At 45.5% G+C, this 20944-nt stretch carries 22 protein-coding genes and 1 pseudogene; 20 read left to right on the forward strand and 3 right to left on the reverse strand.

Annotation, left to right across the window (positions count from 1 at the left end; translation table 11 throughout):
• From H525_RS27745 to H525_RS0100030, 6 genes are all read left to right on the forward strand, one after another.
• A partial coding sequence (locus H525_RS27745) for a hypothetical protein (RefSeq protein ID WP_211236945.1) occupies positions 1-276 on the forward strand: 276 nt, incomplete at its 5' end.
• A gap of 162 nt (positions 277-438) precedes the next feature.
• On the forward strand, positions 439-687 hold the full coding sequence (locus tag H525_RS22300; RefSeq protein ID WP_051330693.1) for a YlaH-like family protein: 249 nt from the start codon (positions 439-441) through the stop codon (positions 685-687).
• Positions 669-965 carry a hypothetical protein gene (locus H525_RS0100015; protein WP_155837018.1) on the forward strand — a complete coding sequence of 99 codons (297 nt, stop codon included), beginning with the start codon at positions 669-671 and terminating at the stop codon, positions 963-965. The genes H525_RS22300 and H525_RS0100015 overlap by 19 nt, the downstream gene beginning before the upstream one ends.
• Positions 955-1227: a hypothetical protein gene (locus tag H525_RS0100020; protein ID WP_027414465.1), complete on the forward strand. Its 273-nt coding sequence runs from the start codon at positions 955-957 to the stop codon at positions 1225-1227. The genes H525_RS0100015 and H525_RS0100020 overlap by 11 nt, the downstream gene beginning before the upstream one ends.
• 44 nt (positions 1228-1271) lie before the next feature.
• Positions 1272-3407, forward strand: a complete 2136-nt coding sequence (locus H525_RS0100025; protein ID WP_027414466.1) for a sigma-54-dependent Fis family transcriptional regulator — start codon at positions 1272-1274, stop codon at positions 3405-3407.
• 434 nt (positions 3408-3841) lie between these two features.
• Positions 3842-4294, forward strand: a complete 453-nt coding sequence (locus H525_RS0100030; RefSeq protein ID WP_027414467.1) for a pyridoxamine 5'-phosphate oxidase family protein — start codon at positions 3842-3844, stop codon at positions 4292-4294.
• A 62-nt stretch (positions 4295-4356) separates the two neighbouring features.
• Here the strand turns inward: H525_RS0100030 and H525_RS0100035 are convergent, their stop codons facing one another.
• A complete protein-coding gene (locus H525_RS0100035) occupies positions 4357-4887 on the reverse strand; it encodes a YhcN/YlaJ family sporulation lipoprotein (protein WP_245590369.1) in 531 nt (176 codons plus the stop codon).
• Positions 4888-5119: 232 nt separating this feature from the next.
• Between H525_RS0100035 and H525_RS0100040 the strand changes: the two genes are divergently transcribed.
• The 5 genes from H525_RS0100040 to H525_RS0100065 all read left to right on the forward strand — a co-directional run bounded on the left by H525_RS0100040 (position 5120) and on the right by H525_RS0100065 (position 10699).
• Entirely contained in the window at positions 5120-6454 is a 1335-nt protein-coding gene (locus H525_RS0100040; RefSeq protein ID WP_027414469.1) for a PhoH family protein, read from the forward strand.
• A gap of 91 nt (positions 6455-6545) precedes the next feature.
• Positions 6546-7181, forward strand: a complete 636-nt coding sequence (locus tag H525_RS0100045) for an MBL fold metallo-hydrolase (RefSeq protein ID WP_027414470.1) — start codon at positions 6546-6548, stop codon at positions 7179-7181.
• A gap of 146 nt (positions 7182-7327) precedes the next feature.
• The gene (locus H525_RS0100050) at positions 7328-7507 is read left to right on the forward strand and encodes a cbb3-type cytochrome oxidase assembly protein (protein WP_162142457.1); all 180 of its coding nucleotides are present in this window, start codon (positions 7328-7330) and stop codon (positions 7505-7507) included.
• A gap of 130 nt (positions 7508-7637) precedes the next feature.
• Complete coding sequence (locus H525_RS25265) at positions 7638-9221, forward strand: sensor domain-containing diguanylate cyclase (RefSeq protein ID WP_027414472.1); 1584 nt, start codon at positions 7638-7640, stop codon at positions 9219-9221.
• 380 nt (positions 9222-9601) lie between these two features.
• On the forward strand, positions 9602-10699 hold the full coding sequence (locus H525_RS0100065; protein ID WP_051330694.1) for a class I SAM-dependent methyltransferase: 1098 nt from the start codon (positions 9602-9604) through the stop codon (positions 10697-10699).
• Positions 10700-11258: 559 nt separating this feature from the next.
• Here H525_RS0100065 and H525_RS0100075 read toward each other — a convergent pair.
• Both H525_RS0100075 and H525_RS0100080 read right to left on the reverse strand, forming a co-directional pair.
• Positions 11259-11546 carry a DUF2626 family protein gene (locus H525_RS0100075; RefSeq protein ID WP_027414475.1) on the reverse strand — a complete coding sequence of 96 codons (288 nt, stop codon included), beginning with the start codon at positions 11544-11546 and terminating at the stop codon, positions 11259-11261.
• Positions 11547-11672: 126 nt separating this feature from the next.
• Positions 11673-12380 (reverse strand): helix-turn-helix transcriptional regulator, encoded by a 708-nt coding sequence (locus tag H525_RS0100080; RefSeq protein ID WP_027414476.1) that lies wholly within the window; start codon positions 12378-12380, stop codon positions 11673-11675.
• Positions 12381-12554: 174 nt separating this feature from the next.
• Between H525_RS0100080 and H525_RS0100085 the strand changes: the two genes are divergently transcribed.
• The 9 genes and pseudogenes from H525_RS0100085 to H525_RS0100120 all read left to right on the forward strand — a co-directional run bounded on the left by H525_RS0100085 (position 12555) and on the right by H525_RS0100120 (position 20930).
• Complete coding sequence (locus tag H525_RS0100085; protein WP_027414477.1) at positions 12555-12911, forward strand: Spx/MgsR family RNA polymerase-binding regulatory protein; 357 nt, start codon at positions 12555-12557, stop codon at positions 12909-12911.
• 183 nt (positions 12912-13094) lie between these two features.
• Positions 13095-14675 carry an ATP-binding protein gene (locus tag H525_RS22310; RefSeq protein ID WP_051330695.1) on the forward strand — a complete coding sequence of 527 codons (1581 nt, stop codon included), beginning with the start codon at positions 13095-13097 and terminating at the stop codon, positions 14673-14675.
• Positions 14676-14727: 52 nt separating this feature from the next.
• Positions 14728-14829 (forward strand): annotated as a pseudogene (locus H525_RS29115) (5'-3' exonuclease); the annotation flags it as partial.
• Between the two features lie 204 nt (positions 14830-15033).
• Entirely contained in the window at positions 15034-15795 is a 762-nt protein-coding gene (locus H525_RS0100095) for an enoyl-CoA hydratase/isomerase family protein (RefSeq protein ID WP_027414478.1), read from the forward strand.
• A 139-nt stretch (positions 15796-15934) separates the two neighbouring features.
• The gene (locus H525_RS0100100; protein ID WP_027414479.1) at positions 15935-16612 is read left to right on the forward strand and encodes an RsfA family transcriptional regulator; all 678 of its coding nucleotides are present in this window, start codon (positions 15935-15937) and stop codon (positions 16610-16612) included.
• Between the two features lie 230 nt (positions 16613-16842).
• Positions 16843-18189, forward strand: a complete 1347-nt coding sequence (locus H525_RS0100105) for an acetyl-CoA carboxylase biotin carboxylase subunit (RefSeq protein ID WP_027414480.1) — start codon at positions 16843-16845, stop codon at positions 18187-18189.
• Positions 18190-18231: 42 nt separating this feature from the next.
• Complete coding sequence (locus H525_RS0100110) at positions 18232-18447, forward strand: acetyl-CoA carboxylase biotin carboxyl carrier protein subunit (protein WP_081413154.1); 216 nt, start codon at positions 18232-18234, stop codon at positions 18445-18447.
• 25 nt (positions 18448-18472) lie between these two features.
• Complete coding sequence (locus H525_RS0100115; RefSeq protein ID WP_027414482.1) at positions 18473-19399, forward strand: hydroxymethylglutaryl-CoA lyase; 927 nt, start codon at positions 18473-18475, stop codon at positions 19397-19399.
• On the forward strand, positions 19380-20930 hold the full coding sequence (locus H525_RS0100120; RefSeq protein ID WP_027414483.1) for an acyl-CoA carboxylase subunit beta: 1551 nt from the start codon (positions 19380-19382) through the stop codon (positions 20928-20930). Before H525_RS0100115 ends, H525_RS0100120 begins: the two co-directional genes overlap by 20 nt.
• The last annotated feature ends 14 nt before the right edge of the window (positions 20931-20944 follow it).

Consider the following 20944-nt stretch of genomic DNA (forward strand, 5'->3'; position numbering starts at 1 on the left):
ATCTCACCGGTATCAAAAACCCGTCAAAAAGGGAAGAAAAAGAAGAAAAACATAAATCTAAACCAGTCCAAGAAACAGAGCGTCAGCTTTGTTTGTTTAACGTGTCATGAAAAAGAGGAAATTCCTTTAAGTGTTGTAAGGGACTTTGACTTAATGGACGATGGAGATCCAACCACTCCCCCGATGTTTTCATGCGAAAAATGTGGTGGACGAATGTATCCGGAATATTATGAGGGAGTACATGGCATAAAGTACAGACTATCGGATATTCTCTAAACAAAAAAGGACCGGGCGGTTTTTGCCCGGTTTTTCTTATGGAAAAAAAGCTATTGCCTTTGCTTGCGGCTTGGCACTCGCCGGGCAATCCTTTATATACTCCAGGGAAAAAGTAGTTTAATATGGAGGGAGAAATGATTTTACAGAGGAGTTTTGGTTGATATGCACTGGCATTTTATATTGCTTCTTATCCTGACGGCTGCGACATACCAGCTTGGATTTGCCCGCCGGCTTCCGCTGCTTAAAACTGTCATTGTGTACTTTGCTCTGTTGATTGGCACGATCCCGTTAGCCATTCTTGATGCGCTGGGTCTCCCGATGATTCCTGCGCTTTCTGTGGCCATTGTTATCCTGCTTGTCGCCCGCTACCGGGCTAAAATGTCCGGCAGTGAATGGCAGAGAGAACAGTAACCCGTATGATTTGGTTAACTCCTGTTAACTGTGAAACCGGCGTCTGGCGTCTGGGCAAGGAACGGAAGTCATACAGTGAGGATTTTTTAGAGAAAGTAATAAAGAGGATGCGCGTGATTCATCCGCGGCTGCTCCCCTTTGTAAAGGGGAATACACTACCGGATGACCCGGATGAAGCCGGGGACACGTGTGGTGGAGCCGAAGCTTTTGCTTTATCACTTGAAGGTGATATTGTTTTTGATAGGAAGAAGAATAGGAGGGGTGCGGATGCCGATTGAAAACGCTTTGCTTAATTATTTGCAGATTAAAATAGTGGCCGATGCGCGTCCCGACGACACCGCGGCACGAAATACGAGCGATTTCTTTTACTCGATACTTGTCGAAGATCACAAATTGGAGGCGCTGGAGTATACCCGTGATGATACGATGTACCATGTAAGGTATACGGCTGGCGGGAAACAGAAGACCCGGTTTTTGGACCGTCTTGCTGTTGAACAGCTGTTGGCCTCGATTCAAGCTGAACCGCGCTACGGGGAATAAAGATAACGAGCATGCATACTATTCAAATGCCAGGAGGGGTTCTCATGTGGGTACGAAATTATATGACGCGCAACCCTATCGTTGTATATAGGCATCATACCATTCGCGAAGCTGCCTCCCTCTTGCTGGAGAAGCGTATTGACGGGCTGCCTGTTGTCGATGAATCCCATAAACTTATCGGTCTGATAACGAAGTCACACGTGTTTCGGGCGCTTAAAAATCACCTCCCGGAAAAGACACCGGTTGAACAGTTGATGCAGTCGCGACTTGTGACGTTGTATGACGACCAGCAGATTTATGAAGGGTGGGATGAAGAGCTCCAGGCCGGGCGGCTGCCTGTCACAGATCGGGCAGGCAAGCTTGTGGGAATTCTCACCCGGACGGACATACTGCGGGCGTTTGAGGATCAGACACAAAAGACGATCTCACAACTGGACGCCATTTTACAGTCCACGTATCATGGAATCGTCGCTGTTGATCTGAACGGACGATTCCTTTCCATTAATCAGGCGGCGGAGCGCTTGCTTGGGATTGACCAAAAAGAAATCATTCTTAAGCCAATTACCGAACTGGTTTCCGCCGGTCCACTGCTGTCTCTGCTGCTGTCTCCGGAAAAAAAACAGATGGTACGCCTCGATTACCTCGAACGCAAACTGCTGGTTAACCATACCCCGATCGTTACCGATGAAGGAGATAAAATCGGCATGGCCAGCGTCATGCAGGATATAACGGAACTTGAGGTGATTTCTACTGAGTTGAGCGCGGTTCAAAAACTGAACCGTGAACTTGACACAATTATTGAATCCTCTCATGACGGGATCGTTGTAACAGACCAGCATGGTATCATCCGTCATTTTAACCAGGCATTCAGCCGGATGACAGGCGTTCCTGCGGCCGAGGCCATCGGGCAAAAGGAAGAGGAGCTTGAGAAGAGAGGCATCATCTCACAGGCCGTAAGCAAAATGGTTATTCAGCAGCGCAAAAGAGTGAGCGTCATTCAGAATGTCTCAACCGGAAGTGTGCTGCTCTCAACCGGGACGCCTATTATCGACGATAAGACGGGTGAAATTCTGCAGGTTATTATGAATTGCCGCGATTTAAGCCAGCTCAACCGAATGAAAAGGGAGCTTGATGAAGCTAAGGAGCTTTCTGAGCGCTATCATTCGGAACTGGCAGTGCTGAGGGCGCAGCAGATGGGGCTTGATGGCATTATCGCCGAAAGCGAAGAAATGGGCAATATTATTCAGATGTGTATTCGAATTGCCCAGGTGGACACTTCCGTCCTCATTCTTGGTGAATCCGGCGTTGGAAAAGGTGTGCTGGCCAAAATGATTCACCAGCGGAGCTCACGCGCCACTGGACCTTTTATTTCCATTAACTGTGGGGCGATTCCGCCTAATTTGCTGGAGTCTGAGTTGTTTGGTTATGCACCGGGAGCTTTTACGGGTGCTCAGCAAAAAGGTAAACCAGGTTTAATCGAACTTGCGGATCAGGGGACCCTATTTCTCGATGAGATTGGGGAGCTGCCTTTTGACTTGCAGGTTAAATTCCTGTCGGTTCTACAGGAGAAATATGTCACGCGGATAGGAGACGTTAAAGAACGAAGCGTAGACTTCAGGCTGGTGGCGGCAACAAATGCCAACCTTGCGGAAAAAGTCAAACAAGGTACATTTCGAAGAGATTTGTACTACCGGATTAACGTCGTTCCGGTGGAAGTCCCTCCTTTGCGCAAGCGAAAAGAGGACCTGTTTCCGATGATTCAATTCTTTTTGGATAAATTTAATAAAAAACATCATTTACAAAAGCGAATGTCCTATAATGCGTTAGAGCTTATGCAGGATTATTCATGGCCCGGAAATGTCCGTGAATTAGAAAATATAATTGAGCGGTTGCTTGTGACGACATTAGATGAAGTCATTGCGGAACACCATTTGCCTCCATATATTTTGGAAGCGGGCGAAGCATCCGTCCTGGCCCCGGATTTCGACCAGAGAAAGGCTGGAGTAAGCGCTGAATGGGCGCACCACCCGGGTTCCATTGAAACAAAAGAAGAGGAAAAAGCGCGCCTCACCGAGCTGTATACGCGGTACAACAGCACAAGAAAAGTAGCCCGAATTCTTGGAGTTCATCAATCCACCGTGGTGCGGCGGCTAAAAAAATACGGAATTACTGCTCAATAACAAAAATCGAAAATCGATCCAACAGCGATCCGATATCGATGCAATATCGATGCGTTTTCGATGCGTTTTCGATGCAGTAATGATGCATGATGCATATAAAAAACATCTCTTTGAAGCCCGTACTGCTTTATTGGCGGCTTTTTGTTATGTTGGTGGCTCTGAACATCCCTCGAAATTCTGGCACGGTCTTTGCAAGGATAAAGAAGCAGAATAAAGAGAGAACTACCGCAGTGCATGTATATATAAAACAGAAATCATACATGTTATTTTAAAAAGAAAAAAGTTCGTGGTAAGAGTGGAGTCTAACCTAAAATGAGCGGACGTAAGAACGCTGCGGTAGTACATTACCCTTTATTCTCAAAATTAATGTTGTCGTTCACCCGGGTACATTGTAGAATAAGAGTATCCCAGCCCAGCATAAGGGAGGTTTGCTTATGGCAGAAGTTGTAGCACAATCTCTTAACCCAGAATTACTTTCTTTTCTGCAAAAAGAGCGGTTTGTTATGCTTTCTACCATTACCAGCCAAGGGGTGCCTTATGTCAGCGCCGTATCATGGGTGTATGCGCCGAATGCGTCCAGAATTGTGATTGCCGTGGACAGTAAATCGCATATTTTGGAAAATGTTGAGCGGAACAGCCATGTTGTCGTTACGGTTTTCGGCGCTGGTTCTGTGTATTCCGTTTTGGGAACAGGACATATTAAAGTCGCCCGCATGGAGAATATGCCTTTAAAATTATCGTTACTCGAAATTACAATTCATGAAGTACGCGACGTTATGTTTTACGGCTCACGTTTGTCTGTAGAGCCTCAGTATGAAAAGACATACAACGTTTTTGCCGCTGAAAAGCTCGATGCGCTTGTAATGGAAGCGTTAAAAAATGCCTAGTCGTTTGACCGGGCATTTTTTTGTTGTTTTCTTTATTTTGCGTTACATTCTATCAATTTCCATTACCTGCCGTTTTCCGGACGCAGCTGCTTTGAACGTGTGTCTTTCGGCATTTGGGGAACGATCCGGCCTGCGATATCAGCAAGCTCCTCAGCGAATCCAGCCAGCGGACGGCCGCGCCGTATGTCCGCGTTCATTTCTCTTATCCGCTGGACAATGTCGGCATCAGCTGTAACAAGGGCGCGCGCGCCCTGCGGATCATCTTTTAGGGCTTCGGCTACAGAGTACTTAATCGTACCGACACGGGATCTGTCCAGGTCGGCCGGTACATCGATGCCCACGATCGCAATTTTTCCATAGACGATCGCGGTTGCTCTTTTTACATTCGGAATTTTTGTCGCAAGAGAGGCCAGGCGGTTAGCGGTTGTTTGCGGGTCCTGTGGTTTTGGTTGTTGCGGAGCCGTTTGCTGAACTTTCTGGGTTTGGGCTTTTTTTCCGGGAGATGCCCCCTGTGAAGAAGACTTATTTCCCAGATTACACGCTGTCAGTGAGAAAATTAGCAGTAGCAGACAAATCCATTTCAACGTTAACACCATCCTTTTTCGGATATGGGAAAATACACATTTCCCACACATAGAAGTACAACTAATGCCAGCATGAAAGGCAAAAGCACCAGTCATGTTTTGTAAATAGTTTGTCTCAAGGCTGGCGCCATCATACCCAATTCTTTCTTCTAGATTCTTTTTTGTGACATACACTAACAACAAACATTCAACAACGTCATACAGTATAGTAACAGCTATACATACCAGGGGAGGCGAGACATTGAAAAAAATCTATGTCTTAGACACGAATGTATTATTACAGGATCCTCTAGCAATTTTTTCATTTCAGGATAATTACGTTGTAATTCCTGCTATTGTTCTGGAAGAAGTGGATTCGAAGAAAAGATTTATGGACGAGATTGGGCGTAATGCCCGCCATGTGGCCAGATTGCTGGATGGGCTGCGTGATAAAGGGCGCCTTCATGTTGGTGTACTGCTGGATAATGGCGGCGAGCTCAGAGTTGAGCTCAATCATCGTTCTTTTTCACAAATGCAGGATTTATTCCTTGATATGACAAATGACAATAGAATTTTGTCTGTTGCGATAAATTTGCACAGAGAAGAGCAGGCGAAAGAAACTCCGCGGGCTGTCGTGCTTGTAAGCAAGGATGCTCTGATGCGTGTCAAGGCGGATGCACTAGGTCTGCCTGCGGAAGATTTCCTCTCGGACCGTGTGGTTCACGAATTCTCAAACCTATATAAAGGATTTACAACGATAAAGGTGCCTGTGGATGTCATCCATGAATTTTATGGGCGAAACGAACTAATCGTCAGCCAGCACTTTCCCAATCAAGCCTATTTTCCGAACGAGTTTATCATTCTAAAGGATGAATTGGGCAGCTCATCTTCCGCGATCGGCAGGGTAAGCGGAAGCGGGAAGCATATTATTCCTCTGCATTTTGGCGATGAGATGATCTGGGGGGTAAAGCCGCGAAACGCCCAGCAGAAAATGGCGCTGGAGCTTTTGATGAGTAAGGACATATCGCTTGTCACGTTGACAGGTAAGGCGGGAACAGGAAAAACACTTCTATCGCTCGCCGCGGGGCTTATCCAGACCGAGGATGAACATGCCTATAAAAAGCTGCTGGTGGCGCGTCCGATTGTTCCACTGGGCAAAGATATCGGCTATCTCCCCGGGGAGAAAGAAGAGAAACTACGCCCGTGGATGCAGCCCATTTACGATAATCTGGAGTACCTGTTTAATACGAAAAAGTCGGGGGATCTCGGCAAGATACTGGCAGGTCTTGGAAGCATCCAAGTAGAGGCGCTTACTTATATCCGTGGGCGAAGTATTCCGGAACAGTTCATTATTATTGACGAAGCACAGAATTTAACGAAGCACGAAGTGAAAACGATTTTAACCCGGGTTGGCGAGAACAGTAAAATTGTGATGATGGGTGATCCGCAGCAAATTGACCACCCATACCTTGATGAAGTGAACAATGGGTTAACGTACGTAGTAGAATTATTTAAAAATCAAAAGATGGCGGGCCATGTGAATCTGGAAAAAGGCGAACGTTCTTCCCTTGCCCAACTTGCCGCCGATTTATTATAAGCAACAGGCACGTTTTTCGTGCCTGTTTTTCTTTTTCTTTTCATGGTAAAATAAAGAAAACTTGGCTAGTGCTAAGGAGGGTTCTTTTCTTTTGAATATCCATACTTTTCAACTGGGACCGCTTCAGACCAATTGCTACATAATTGCTAACTCTGAAACGAAGGAAGCTCTGATTATTGATGCCGGGATGAGTCCCGGTGAGCTTTTAGACGCGGCCGGACCATACACGGTGAAAGCGGTGCTGTTAACCCATGCACATTTTGACCATATGGGAGGGCTGGAGCAAATACGGAATAAAGTAAAAGCGCCCGTCTATATTCATCCAAATGAGCAGGAATGGTTGGGAAACGCCGATTTAAACGGTTCGTCGAGATGGCCGATGATAGGCGGAGCAATGACCGCTCAACCTGCCGAACATGAACTTCATGACGAGGACGTACTGGAACTCGCCGGCTTTACCATCCGGGTGATGGAAACGCCGGGGCACTCACCGGGAAGCCTTTCTTTTTTAATTGAAGATCATGTGTTCAGCGGGGATGCCCTGTTCAACCGCTCAATCGGGCGTACAGACCTGCCAGGCGGCAATTATGAACAGCTTATCACAAGCATCCACGATAAACTAATGGAATTGCCGGATGAAACTTCTGTGCACCCCGGACATGGGCCCGCAACAACGATTGGTGAAGAAAAATTATACAATCCTTTTGTTTCAGGAATCATGGGATAAAAAAGCAAAGAAAAACGTTGTCACATTTTTTTCACAAACAGGCAAATTAACTACTACATCCAACCTGTAAATATTGATAAAGTGGTGACTAGAAGAATATAGAAATACAGCAGGAATTGAATAAAAAGGAATGGTGAACAATGTTAATGGGCCTATCTCTAGGGACTTGGATGCTGATTACCGTTATGATTGCTTTCTCCGGTTCAGCTATTCTTATGTGGTTCGCTGCCAGAAACAATGGACAATTCGAAGATGTGGAAGGAATCAAGTATCGGATGCTGGAAGATGGAGAGTACGATATTCCGCCCTCACAACTAAAAGAATAGAAGAAGCATACTCCAATCGAGTATACTTTTTTTTCTAAGCAAAAGCGATATTAAATTTGTGACATTTTGCGACATAAAGTGTATGATTAGTAAGAGTACGATTATGAGATAACGCATGGAGTGAATACCAATGAACAGAGGCCATCATGTTAAACCGTTTGCCTGTGAAATGGGGGATTTAGATACGAACTCCAATGGACCCCCTGATAAAAAAAACGATCAGTATGCGCACCATGTTCATTTGCTGCGCGTGCTTAATCAATTAAATAACTCGATTGCGGAAATCAACGATTTAGAACAGGCTTTCCGGGAGATCGTGCGCACAATTAAAAGTGAAATTAATTTTGGTACATGTATTTCCCTGTTTGAAGTGGAAGAGAAAAATTTGCAGGTGTGGATTGATTCGGATCGCCACGAGAGCCGTTACTGCTATGTTCTTCCTGCCGATGCGATTGAGCGCCGCGTATTCGAGGCGGGAAGGGGAGAAATTTTTTATCCGAAACGCAGTTCTCTTAATGTGACGCTGCTGCCCCTGCAGGAATACCCTACCCTTTTAATTTTACCCATTAGTTATAAAAAAAAGGACTTAGGCATTTTGTATGTTTACCACACTCAAGAAATTGAGATTCCGGATTATATTGCCGAGTTTCTTACGCAGATTGCCAACAGAATCGGAATCGCTGTAAGCAATTGGTATCAGCTTCAGGAGTCGCTTTATAAAACGAAAAAATTAAAGGTTCTGCATAAGATTATGTCTGCAGCAACCGATGTTGATACGAGTACGGATGAAGTCATCCAGACCTCGGCGATTGAAATCGCTAAAAGTCTTGATTTTTCCCGTATTATTATCGGGCTTGTTGATGGAAAAAGCGGCTCTATCAGAATCGCCTGTGCAACGGCTGATTATCCGGAAAAATGGGCCGATTCTCTCACTTTAAACTCGCTTGATGATCTGCGGCATGTTGAGGCCTTTCATGCCGGGCGACCGATTGTCATTCATGATGGACAGCGCGACCCGCGCTGTGCGATGGTAGCCGGAGAAATTGGTTTGTACAGCAATGTAACCGTTCCGATTATGTATAAAGATGAGCCTCTTGGTGTGATTTATGCTGACAACTGTGACTATCGCAGATTTCAGGATATTCAGCTGGAATTCCTTATGGTTATTGCGAATCAACTCGGTATGGTGATAACAAACCACCGGCAGTTTGAGTATATCAAAATGCTTGCGATTACGGATGGTTTAACCGGTCTTCATACAAGACAATATTTTAACGAACGCTATAATGAAGAATATTCGTTGTGCGTTCGCCATCATCTTAACGCATGCCTCATTATGATCGATATTGATGACTTTAAAAAAATCAACGATACCTACGGGCATGTCATGGGGGATAAAGTTTTGGTAAGCGTTGCTCACATGCTGAAAAATCAGGTGCGCAGTTGCGATATTGTAGCCAGATACGGCGGAGAGGAACTCATCGTTTTGCTCCCGCAAACAGAGCTGGAATCTGGTCTCTTAATTGCGAACAGAATACGGGAAAGCTTTAACGATTTGCCCTTTGATTTTAAAGTTACAGCCAGCATCGGCGTGGCGGCCTTTCCAGACCACGCGAATGGACCGGAGGATTTCCTTATGGTAGCGGATGATGCCATGTACAGGGCCAAACATGAAGGGAAAAATCAAATTCGTATCGCGAATGGAACCCGGTAAAGCGGGTTTTTTTGTATATGAAGAAAGGGCGAGTGGCCTTTAGAATGTATGCAGATGAAAAAATAGCACCGCTCTCGGGGGAGAGAGCGGTGCTGGGGGGAGGTTTAGAAATTCAGAAATTAAGAACAAAATGGGTTGGGAGTTAACTCCCTGACCTATTGATATGGGATGGTTTAAATATATAATAAAATGATTTATATACTATGTCAATAGTGAAAAGAAGAATTTATGATAATTTTGAAATGCCTTCGCTAACTGCTTAACTTTATCGAGCGTTCTTCTATGACATCCTCTCTCCACTTGAATGGAGAAAGGATGTCATGAGGCGAAAAATCAGGTATAGTATAGAAAAATCAATGTACAGGAAGGGTGGAGGGGCTATGAATCAAGCGCATACGCTCATTAAACAAACGATCCGCCAATCGCAGGCTGGTTATATTCCATTTCGTCAATTTATGGAGTTGGCATTATACTCACCGGGTGGATATTATCAGCAGCAACGCGCGAAAGTAGGTAAGGCAGGCGATTTTTATACGAACGCTTCAGTCCATGCTGTGTTTGGCGCGACCATTGCTGAAGTAATCGCGAAAATGCTGTCTTCCTTAGAGGCCGGGAGTCCCCTGTATGTAGTAGAGATGGGAGGCGGCCCGGGAGAACTGAGCGGACAAATTTTACATAGCTGGCAGCAGAACGGCCTGCCCGTTAGCAAGTTGGAATATATTATGATCGAGACAAGCGGCTACCATAAAAAGCTCCAGCAGGCAAGGCTGGAAGCTTTCGCACAGTGGCTGCCCATTCACTGGTTTGAAAGTATTGCGGAGGCGCGAAAGCACCTGCCCTGCCTTACGGGAGTTTGCTTTTCTAATGAACTTCCTGATGCGTTTCCTGTCCATCTCATAGAACGGAAAAATGGACGGTGGATGGAGGTGTGTGTTACCATCGAAAATGATGCCTTCACGGAAGTAACCACTGAGATTATCAACCCCGAATTACTCGCCTATTGTGAGCGTGAACAAATTCCCGGGATCGAAGGATACAGGACGGAAGTAAATCTGGAAAGTATGAAGTGGATGAAAGAAGTGGCGGACTGGCTTTCCGAAGGATACAATATCATAATTGATTACGGATATACGCGGGAAGAATTATATGCGCCTTCAAGAAGGGGTGGAACGCTCCTCTGTTACCGCGAACACCAAATCAGCGAGGACTTGTATGAGCACGTCGGTGAACAGGATATGACTTCCCACGTTAATTTCTCTGCGCTTATGGAAGCCGGTGAAGAAAAAGGGCTGCGAACCCTGTCTCTGGATTCCCAGGGGGATTTTCTAGTGAAAGCAGGAATTTTGGAGCGTCTCCAGGCTCACGATGGCGGAGACCCCTTCCGCAACGAAGCGGCCAGACGAAACCGTGCGATTCGACAGTTGATTATGCAGGAAGGAATGGGTGGAACGTTTAAGGTGCTTGTTCAGCAGAAATAAAACATACGTGAGATGCGACGAGTCCGGGAAGCACGGGCTGTCCGTGCTTCCCTTCCGTTTGGAGGCGGCCCGAAACATCTGGATGGGTGCGAATTGAATGTTCCGTTTTTATTTTTTGTGGGGTTTCTGGCAGAACATCATTCTTATCTTCTCCCACTCCGATGCCGCTTGCCACAGGAAAAAAGAAACAACAAACAGATTTCGATGCATCTGCGAACGTTTTCTTTTATCTGCTAACCCGGTATTCAATTTGATTCCAGCCAATTTTTTGTTTCTACATACTTTTCCTGCCCGATTGTCTCCATCCTTGAACTACCCGGATGTTTCGGGCAGGTCTCCATTTTTTTGAAACACGGACAGTCCATACTTCTCCGCAAGGGAAGACCTCGCAAAAAATAAAAATGCTCCATTGCATTGCCCGCCATGGCTTGGGTTTACGTTCGTGCATGCTCATACGATGCCGGACAATGTAAGAAGGAGAAGGGTTCAAGGGATCAAAAAAAGGTGCCATGGGCACCTTTTTTCGTTATGTTATCTGTTAGTCTAAATGATGTTGTGGCTATCCCAGGTATGTAGATACATACTGGAGCGTTGACAAAGCACTTTCGTTCACACTCGTAGGATATTTTCCGAAGAATGCGTAGAACATAAAACCTGTAAAAGCAATTAATAAATAGGCCATGAAAAATGTCATATACGCTCTCTCGGAAAGCTCGATAAAGCTCAGTGCCAAAAACATGCCGGTTTGTGCAAAGAATAAAACGGCCATTACCTGAAGATTCCCCCATAATGCCATCAGAGCCGTAACCAGGCAGAAAAAAGCTAAAACGCGGTACATACGTGCCATTTCTGAACGTCCCCTCCTTCGTACTATATATTTATATATATCTAATAAATCTATGATTTATTATAGTTCAGTAGTCTGGACATGTAAACGCAATCGTTTGACTTAAAATTGAACGTTTTATACGGACTATTCCGGGAGCCGAAGCATTGTGTAGTCGCAAGAACGGCAGCCGGCCATGATGGAGTTCTCTTCGAGCAATTGGACGTCCGGGCCAAAATATGATTCAAACATTCCCATAAGTAAAGCATGGTGCATTTGACAAATCGCATCCGGGTTTTTATTGGCTGATTCCTTAAAGGTGCAGTTATGAACTTTAAAACGAAGGGTACGTTCATCCACATATTCGATTTGCGGGTTTAGCCCCTGGGCAACGATAAGCCGTTCGATTGATTCCACGCGATCCTCCATGGACATGCCGGATAGGTCGGTTCGTTCCTTATCCAAGGCCTGTTTAGCCGCTTCCTGGCCAAAACGGCGCCCCATTTTATTTAATCCCTTCTGTCCCGCATCTCCTAATGAAAGAAGTGTATCAATAGCGATCTCGGCCAACAGCTGGTAATCACGGGGTGGAAATTGTAAGCTGACAACCTGGTCGGACAGGGAATACAGGCGGGACGGCCGTCCTCCTTTCCCGGTCTTTTCTGAAGCCGAATCAAGTAAATCAACATCTTCCAACTTTGTTAAGTGGAGGCGTGCCACGTTAGGATGAATGTCGAATTCATCGGCAATCTCTTGCACGGTAACAGGACGATGCTTGGTCACAACGTATTGATAGATTGAAAAACGAGTGGGGTCGGCAAGGACGCTCGTTAATTTCAATGTTTCGTTTTCCATAAAAAACCACCCCTCAATTCTAAATATCTGGTGTTAATTATAGTACAAAAGAGGGAAACGGTAAATGAAACTTTTGTAAACACTATTGACATAGAAATAAGTACAATAATATACTTAAAGCAAAAGAATTCGTTCGCCTACATAAATGAACAAAAATTTGAGGAGATGAACGGGATGAGTTCTCATCTTACATTTTTTACGTACCCGAGTTGTACTTCATGTCGAAAAGCGAAGGCTTTCCTAAAAGAAAACGGGATTGATTATGAGGAGCGCCATTTGTTTAAAAATCCACCGTCTGTTAATGAGCTTTTGGATATTGTAAAAATGACTCATAACGGTATGGATGATATTCTCTCTACTCGGAGCCGCACATTTAAAGAGCTTGGCAAAGATATCGAAGACATGACGGTTTCTGAGCTGCTTGAAATGATCAGTGAAGAACCCCGGTTGCTGCGCCGTCCTATCATTTTTGACGGGGAGAAGCTCATTATCGGGTATAATCATTCGGCTATGAAAGAATTGCTAGCTTAAACGTATATATTAAGTTTTTAAGATAAGCCGACGGGTTTGAACCTGCCGGCTTTTTTCTTTAGTGCTACAATATTTGTGAAAATATTTTTACTGTACATTCATTTTCAATGTAATATATATGTAACCAGCATATAATGCCGTTTACTTGTTTACGTTAGTTTCGCCGGAGGGAGGTAATGTGGGTTGTTTCAGGAGCAACAAAACGAATTAAAGAATATAAACAGGAACAAAAAGGACCTTATGATAAGCAGATTAGCTTCTATCGGCCAAATATCAGCCGGGATTGCTCATGAGGTGAAAAATCCTTTAACATCGGTGAAAGGGTTTCTACAGATGCTAAAAGAGGAAGCACCGCATAGGTATTTAGATATTGCCGCCTCGGAATTAGAACAGGCGCTGTCTACTTTACATAATTTATTACAAGTATCAAAACCTGATCTCGATGATGAACCTTATGTCCGAATTAATCTTTGCTCGGAATTGGAGTCGCTCATTTATTTGTTTCAGGATCAATCGTATCGGATTCAGGTAAAAAAATTTTTTTCAGATACCCATGAATCGATTTTCGGAAAAAGAAGCCAATTAAAAAGGGCTTTTTTCAATGTACTTAAAAACGCTTTTGAAGCTATTCCTGAAACCGGAGTGATTACGCTGGAGCACTATCGTTCCGGCCCTTCTGTTTATATCACGATAAAAGACACGGGAACGGGCATTTCTGAGGAAAAACTTCACATGTTAGGAACCCCATTTTTTACGACAAAAAACGAAGGGACAGGCATGGGGCTAACCCAGGTTTTTTCCACCATTTATCAGCATGGAGGCAAAATTAATGTAGAAAGCAAAGAAGGGATGGGCACCACATTTGTAATTGAGTTTCCTATTAGTGTTCAACAACATAGAGGAGTGATCGATTTGAATCTACAATATGAAGGAACCCCGAATTTTAAGGAGTTTTATTCGTTAAATAAAGATCGCCTGAATAAGCTTATTGAGATGCAAGGCAAAGAAGTCTTTGGGAATTTAGAAGATTTTGATGAATCGTTTGTCCATGAAGCCGCCTACAGTATCGTTGAGGTTATGAATGAAATCAATGAAATCAATGAAATCAATGAACACGCGTTTATAGTACTCGCCAAAAAGCATGGGGAGAATTGGGCCAAGCATGATTTTACCCTTCTTCTAAAACTTGAGTGGTTTCAAATGTTGCGCAAACTATATTGGGATTTTCTTTACAACTACCACAAAAATACAGAATTCAGCATGCAAGATTTTTTTGAATTGGAGAGAAAGATTAATTTTAATTTTGACTCTTATATTAAACATTTCGCTTCCAGTTTTTCAGCTTATAAAAACAAAGTGATTGAATCTCAGCGCGAAGTCATTGAAGATCTGGCAGTGACCGTAATTCCGCTATCAAAATCGATGGCGATACTGCCGATCGTGGGTACGGTTGATACCTACCGGGCGAAAAAAATTCAAGAACATGCTATTTTACGCATTTCCTCTTTAAAGTTAAAAAGAATTATTATTGATTTATCCGGTGTGGCATTCATAGACACAAGCGTAGTCACACATCTGTTTCGTATTGTAGAAGGCATCAGTTTACTTGGGTGTAAAACCGTTCTATGCGGGATTCGTCCCGAAATCGTTAATACGCTTATTGAGTTAGGGATTTCCTTAACGGAAAAGATAGAAACGGTGGGAACTTTACAACAAGCCCTTGAGGAATACAGCCTTACGGGAGAACCGTTACATGAGAAATGATGTATGTGTGTGGTATAATGAGCCGTAAATAGACGGTAAGGGAGATTTAGATGTTGTATGCTGCTGGGACATGGGGGGTAAAACGTTTCGCACTGAGTCCTATCCTCTTTATAAGGCAACCCGGGCGCAGCCGCCCGATGAACTAATCTCACAGTAATATCAAACGATTGAAGGGATAGTGGCATGCCTGCAAGAGGTACCCGCCGGCATCCGAAAAAATTGGATCAGAGATGGACATGCTTCACCTTTCAAGAAGCCTTGCCACCATGAGGCTTATTGGCTAATAACAGGCAAATGTGCGCAGTACATTTGCCTGCCGAAGACGGAAAGAAAATAACCGACCGCGAAGGAGAAGTTCATGAATACGATTTTGCTGGAAAAAAATGCGGGCATTGCACTTGTCACATTGAACCGGCCCGAAGTAAGAAATGCAGTAAGCCTGGAGATGACGGAAGAACTCGATCGTTGTCTTGATCTGCTGGCGTCAGATCCGGAAGTGAAGGTTGTGATTTTTACAGGCGCCGGAGACAAGGCATTCGTATCAGGAGGCGACCTGGAGCAGTTTGGAACGGTCCGAACGAAAGATAAGTCTTACCCTATGCTTATGCGTGTGTCACGCTTGCTGAGCAAGATTGACCGTTTTCCCAAGCCTACCATTGCTATGATCAACGGCGTGGCCATAGGGGGAGGGTGTGAATTTGCGGCCTCCTGCCGCTTTCGGATGGCAAGTGAGGAGGCGCGTTTAGGCTTTGTGCAAATTGGCATGCATATTATTACGGGATGGGGCAGCGGCACCCGGTTAATGGAGAAGATAGGAACCAACAGGGCGTTACAGTTGTTGCTTACGGGAGAGATGATAGATGCGAATCGCGGTCAGGAAATCGGTTTTATTGATAGTGTCCATCCTCACAGCCGGTTAAAAGAAGAGGTTCTTCTCTTTGCCGGGAAGATAGCCGGGCAGCCTCTTTCCGGCATTGAAGCTTATATGAAAATAGCGAAAATGGTGGATGCAAAACTTCCCGTTGAAGTTTGTATCGAAGAGGAAGTTGATATGTGTTCAAACCTGTGGGGTTCGGACGCACATTATGGAATTGTCCAGAAGTTCCTCAATAAAAAGTAAGAAAACATTTATTTACTCCGTTTAAAGGTGATAGCGTGTGGCTATACTATTTTACTAGAAAATCATTCTATGAATTCTAGTAAGTGCATACCATATGGGATAACAGGTAAAATAGCATCGTTAAACGGAGGGATTTAAAATGACAGCAACGCGTCAGGATGCATGGACAGCCGATGATGATTTGCTGCTGGCAGAGGTAACACTGCGCTGCATCCGCGAGGGTAGCACGCAGCTTGCAGCATTTGAGGAAGTAGGACAGCGCCTGGGCCGGACAGCGGCCGCCTGCGGTTTTCGCTGGAACAGCGCGATTCGTAAAAAATATGAAGCGGCGATTCAGATTGCCAAGTCACAGCGCCAACAGCGGAAGAAAATAAAACCAAAAACCATGGAAAGTGTTACGATTGCGATTGAGGACCCGGATTTTACCAGACAAGACGAGAAGGAAGTGGACGTTTTCACCGCTCAATTTCCCTCTACCCGCAACCTGGATCTTGAAGAAGAATTATCTTTTGATGTGGTGATCCGATTCTTGCGCAGCCAGAAAGATGCGCATAAACGTCTGAAATCTTTCGAAAAAGAATTAGCCGACAAAACGCAGGAAATTGAGCTGTTGAAGCAGGAAAATGCAAGAATGAAAGCAGAATTATCCACGATCCAAAATGACTATCAAGTAGTAAATGACGACTATAAAGCTTTGATTCAAATTATGGATCGGGCTAGAAAAATGGCGTTTCTTGTTGATCAAGAAGAAATAGATGACAAGCCTCGTTTTAAAATGGATGCTAACGGCAACCTGGAACGCGTGGATAACCGGTAAAGAAAACCGGTAAAGAAAACAGAGTGGTGTTTTTGTGACCCGAAGACCCCGGCAGACGCATAGCTGCCGGGGTCTTTTGTTGGTTTAAAAGCGAAAAAGAGCGGCTCAAAATTAAAAATTTAAAGACAAAGGAATTTATAGAGCAGCGTAGAAATAAATTAAAGTAGTGTAAAAATAAATATGGATAAAAAACTAGCTTTCTTATACGCGCAAAGGAGGTTAACATGGAAATCAAAACCGTACTCATTGCGAACCGTGGAGAAATCGCACGAAGAGTGATACGAACATGCTGCCAGCTTGGTATCCGTACTGTTGCTGTCTATTCGGAAGCGGACGCTTCTATGCCTTATGTTCATGAAGCGGACAAGGCCGCATTGATTGGGCTTGCCCCCGTGTCACAGAGTTACTTAAATATCGATGCGATTATCAAGGCCGCTAAAGAACATAAGGCGGACGCTATTCATCCGGGGTACGGGCTTCTTTCGGAGAATGCCGGCTTTGCCAGACGCTGTCAGGAAGAAGGGATTATTTTTATCGGACCCGATGCGGCAGTTATGGAAGAAATGGGAGATAAAATACGGGCTCGAAAAAAAATGACGGATGCAGGTGTACCGGTTGTACCCGGATATAACGGGAACATTCCAACGGTAGAGGACGCGTGCAAAATTGCCGGGGAAATCGGGTATCCCGTGATGTTAAAAGCAAGCGCGGGCGGAGGCGGCATCGGCATGCAAATTTGCTATACTGATGAAGATATTGCAAAGGCTTTCCTGTCCGCCAAAAGCCGGGCTAAAGCATATTTTGGCAATGATGATATGTTTATAGAGAAATATATTGAAAATCCGCACCATATTGAGGTGCAAATTGCCGGCGATGTACACGGAACCATCGTTCATCTATACGAAAGAGAGTGCTCCATCCAACGCCGCCATCAGAAAGTGATTGAGGAAAGCCCGTCTCCTTTTTTGGATGCAGCGGTGCGGTTGTCCATTTGCAGCGCGGGAATTAAAGCTGCACAAGCTGTTAACTATACGGGAGTAGGTACCGTTGAATTTATAATGAACGGCGATAAGGAATACTTTTTCCTTGAGATGAATACCAGGCTTCAGGTAGAGCATCCGGTAACGGAAGGGATTACAGGAATCGACCTCGTTGCGCTTCAGTTAGCGATTGCAGAAGGGAAAGCGCTGCCATTTTCGCAGGAGGAAATAGCCGCATGGGGCCACGCGATGGAATTGCGCATTTACGCCGAGGATCCCGTTACGTTTATGCCTTCCCCGGGCAAAGTGACGGATTACCGCGTTCCGCAGGGAGCAGGAATTAGAGTCGATGACGCGATTAAAGCAGGGATAACAATCACACCGTTCTACGACCCGATGATTGGAAAGTTAATCGTGACCGGGGAAACGCGCGAGGACGTTATTAACCGGGCGTCCGCTGCGGTTAAAGAATACAAAGTGGAAGGAATTAAAACGAATCTTTCCATGCTTGGCAATGTGCTTGAAAATCAAAAGTTTAGAGATGGAATTTATACGACCCGGTTTGTGGAAGAAATGAAAAACCGATCAAACGCTTAGAAACGCTTAGAATAGAAAATTATCACGTTACAGGAGGAATACATGATGAAAAAAGTAGTGGCAAGTATGGCTGGGACGGTTATTAACGTGCTGGTTGGTAAAGGCGATAGCGTACAGGCAGGACAGGATGTGGTTATGCTTGAATCGATGAAGATGGAAGTTCCCATTTCAGCGGAAGCAGCAGGCCAAGTCGTATCTCTAAAAGTCGGTGCCGGGGATTTTGTTAATGAAGGGGATGTACTGCTTGAGATTGAATAGGAAGGAGGCGCGGGGATATGGCACAATGGAGGTAAGTCTGTATGAAGTCGGTCCGCGCGACGGCCTGCAAAATGAAAAGGAAATTATCCCCACTTCTCTTAAAACCGAACTGATTGAGCGATTAGTCAGCTCGGGTCTAAAGAAGATAGAAACAACTTCTTTCGTTCATCCAAAATGGATTCCGCAGCTTGCAGATGCATCGGATGTGCTGCACCAGATAAAGCGAAAAAACGGAATTGTTTATAGTGCGCTCGTTCCCAATATGAGAGGGCTGGAGAGGGCGCTTGAATCGGGACTTACCGAAATCGCCGTATTTATGTCTGCAAGTGAAACCCATAACAAAAAAAATATTAATAAGTCGATTGCAGAGACATATCCGGTGCTGCGTGAAGTAGTGGAAGCGGCGCTTGCAAAGAATATAAAGGTGAGAGGGTATGTTTCCACCGCTTTCGGTTGTCCGTATGAAGGAGAGGTTTCTCCTGCTGCCGTTATACAGGTGACGGAAGAGTTGCTCCGGATGGGCGTTTATGAAGTGTCGATTGGCGATACAATCGGCGTCGGTCATCCACGGCAGGTTAAAGAAGCCTTTACTGCGCTTATTGGGCAGTGCGGCGCAGAACGGATCGCCGGCCATTTTCATGATACGAGGGGAATGGGTCTTGCCAATGTGTATGCGGCACTCGAAGCAGGGGTCCGCACGTTTGACAGTTCGATTGGCGGACTGGGCGGCTGTCCGTATGCACCGGGAGCATCCGGAAATATATCAACGGAGGATGTCACCTATATGCTGCATGCGATGGGGATCACAACGGGTGTTAACCTGAACGAACTTGTAAAAACAGGCGAATTTATGGAACAGGTGCTCGGCCGGCCGCTTCCTTCCAAGGTGCTGGCTGCAATGAAATCCAAACAAAAGGGAGGAGAAAACGAAAATGAGTACACCGGATGTTAAAGCAAGCCTGGAGCAGCAGTTGCAGGAGAGAATCGAACACATTCATCAAGGCGGCGCGGGTAAATATCACGAGAAAAATGCGGAGCAAAATAAGCTGTTTGTTCGCGATAGGCTGAGGCTGTTGTTTGATGATGAATTCCAGCTGGAAGACGGAAAATTCGCCAATTTTATGGCGGGAGACCTCCCGGCGGACGGCGTAGTAACAGCAATCGGAAAGGTGAACGGCCAGACGGTATGCGTCATGGCAAACGACTCAACCGTAAAGGCGGGGTCGTGGGGTGCGCGAACCGTTGAAAAAATTATTCGAATTCAGGAAACGGCGGAAAAAATGCGTGTTCCGCTCATTTATCTTGTGGACTCGGCCGGCGCGCGCATTACAGACCAGATTGACATGTTTCCGGGCCGGCGGGGGGCGGGCCGCATTTTTTATAACCAGGTAAAATTGTCGGGCATGATTCCTCAGATATGCGTGCTGTTTGGCCCGTCCGCCGCAGGAGGAGCATATATTCCCGCGTTCTGCGATATTGTCATCATGGTGGAGGGCAACGCGAGCATGTACCTTGGTTCACCGCGGATGGCGGAGATGGTAATTGGCGAAAAAGTTTCGCTGGAGGAAATGGGCGGTGCCCGCATGCACTGCTCGGTTAGCGGATGCGGGGACGTACTGGCGGCTACCGAAGAAGAGGCCATTGAATCGGCCAGAAATTATCTCTCTTATTTCCCCGGTAATTATCAGGAAAAGCCGCCGGTGCGGGAAGCAAAACCAGCCAAAGCGGGGCGTTCTGTCGAAGAAATCATTCCGACGAACCAAAATGCGCCCTTTAATATGTATGAATTGATCGATGCCCTCGTGGATGAAGGTTCCTTCTACGAGATGAAGAAGCTGTTTGCTGCTGAGATCATAACGGGCTTTGCCCGAATGAGCGGCAAGCCGGTCGGGCTCATTGTAAATCAGCCGCGGGTGAAGGGTGGCGTGCTGTTTGTTGATTCGGCAGATAAATCCGCTCGCTTTATTACTTTGTGTGACGCGTTTGGCATACCGCTCATTTTCTTAGCCGATGTTCCAGGATTCATGATCGGGACAAAAGTAGAGAGAGCGGGGATTATCCGTCATGGGGCCAAAATGATTTCAGCGATGTCGCAGGCGACGGTTCCTAAAATTTCAATCATTGTACGCAAGGCGTACGGTGCGGGGCTCTATGCGATGGCCGGCCCGGCTTTTGAACCGGACTGCTGCCTGGCGCTGCCGACTGCCCAAATTGCAGTAATGGGGCCGGAAGCTGCAATAAACGCAGTATACAGCAATAAAATTAACGCGATCGAAGACCCGGAGCAGCGCCAGGCTTTTGTCGTGGAAAAGAGAAAAGAATACCAGGAGGATATCGATATTTATCGTCTGGCTTCTGAGCTCATTGTTGACGGAATCATTCCGGGCAGCGAATTGAGGGATGAGTTAATCGGACGGCTTCAAGTCTATGAGAATAAACAATTGATTTTCAGCCACCGTAAACACCCGGTATATCCGGTGTAACTCCTGTAGGCGTT

The organism is Aneurinibacillus terranovensis DSM 18919 (assembly GCF_000430625.1).
Taxonomy (GTDB): domain Bacteria; phylum Bacillota; class Bacilli; order Aneurinibacillales; family Aneurinibacillaceae; genus Aneurinibacillus_B; species Aneurinibacillus_B terranovensis.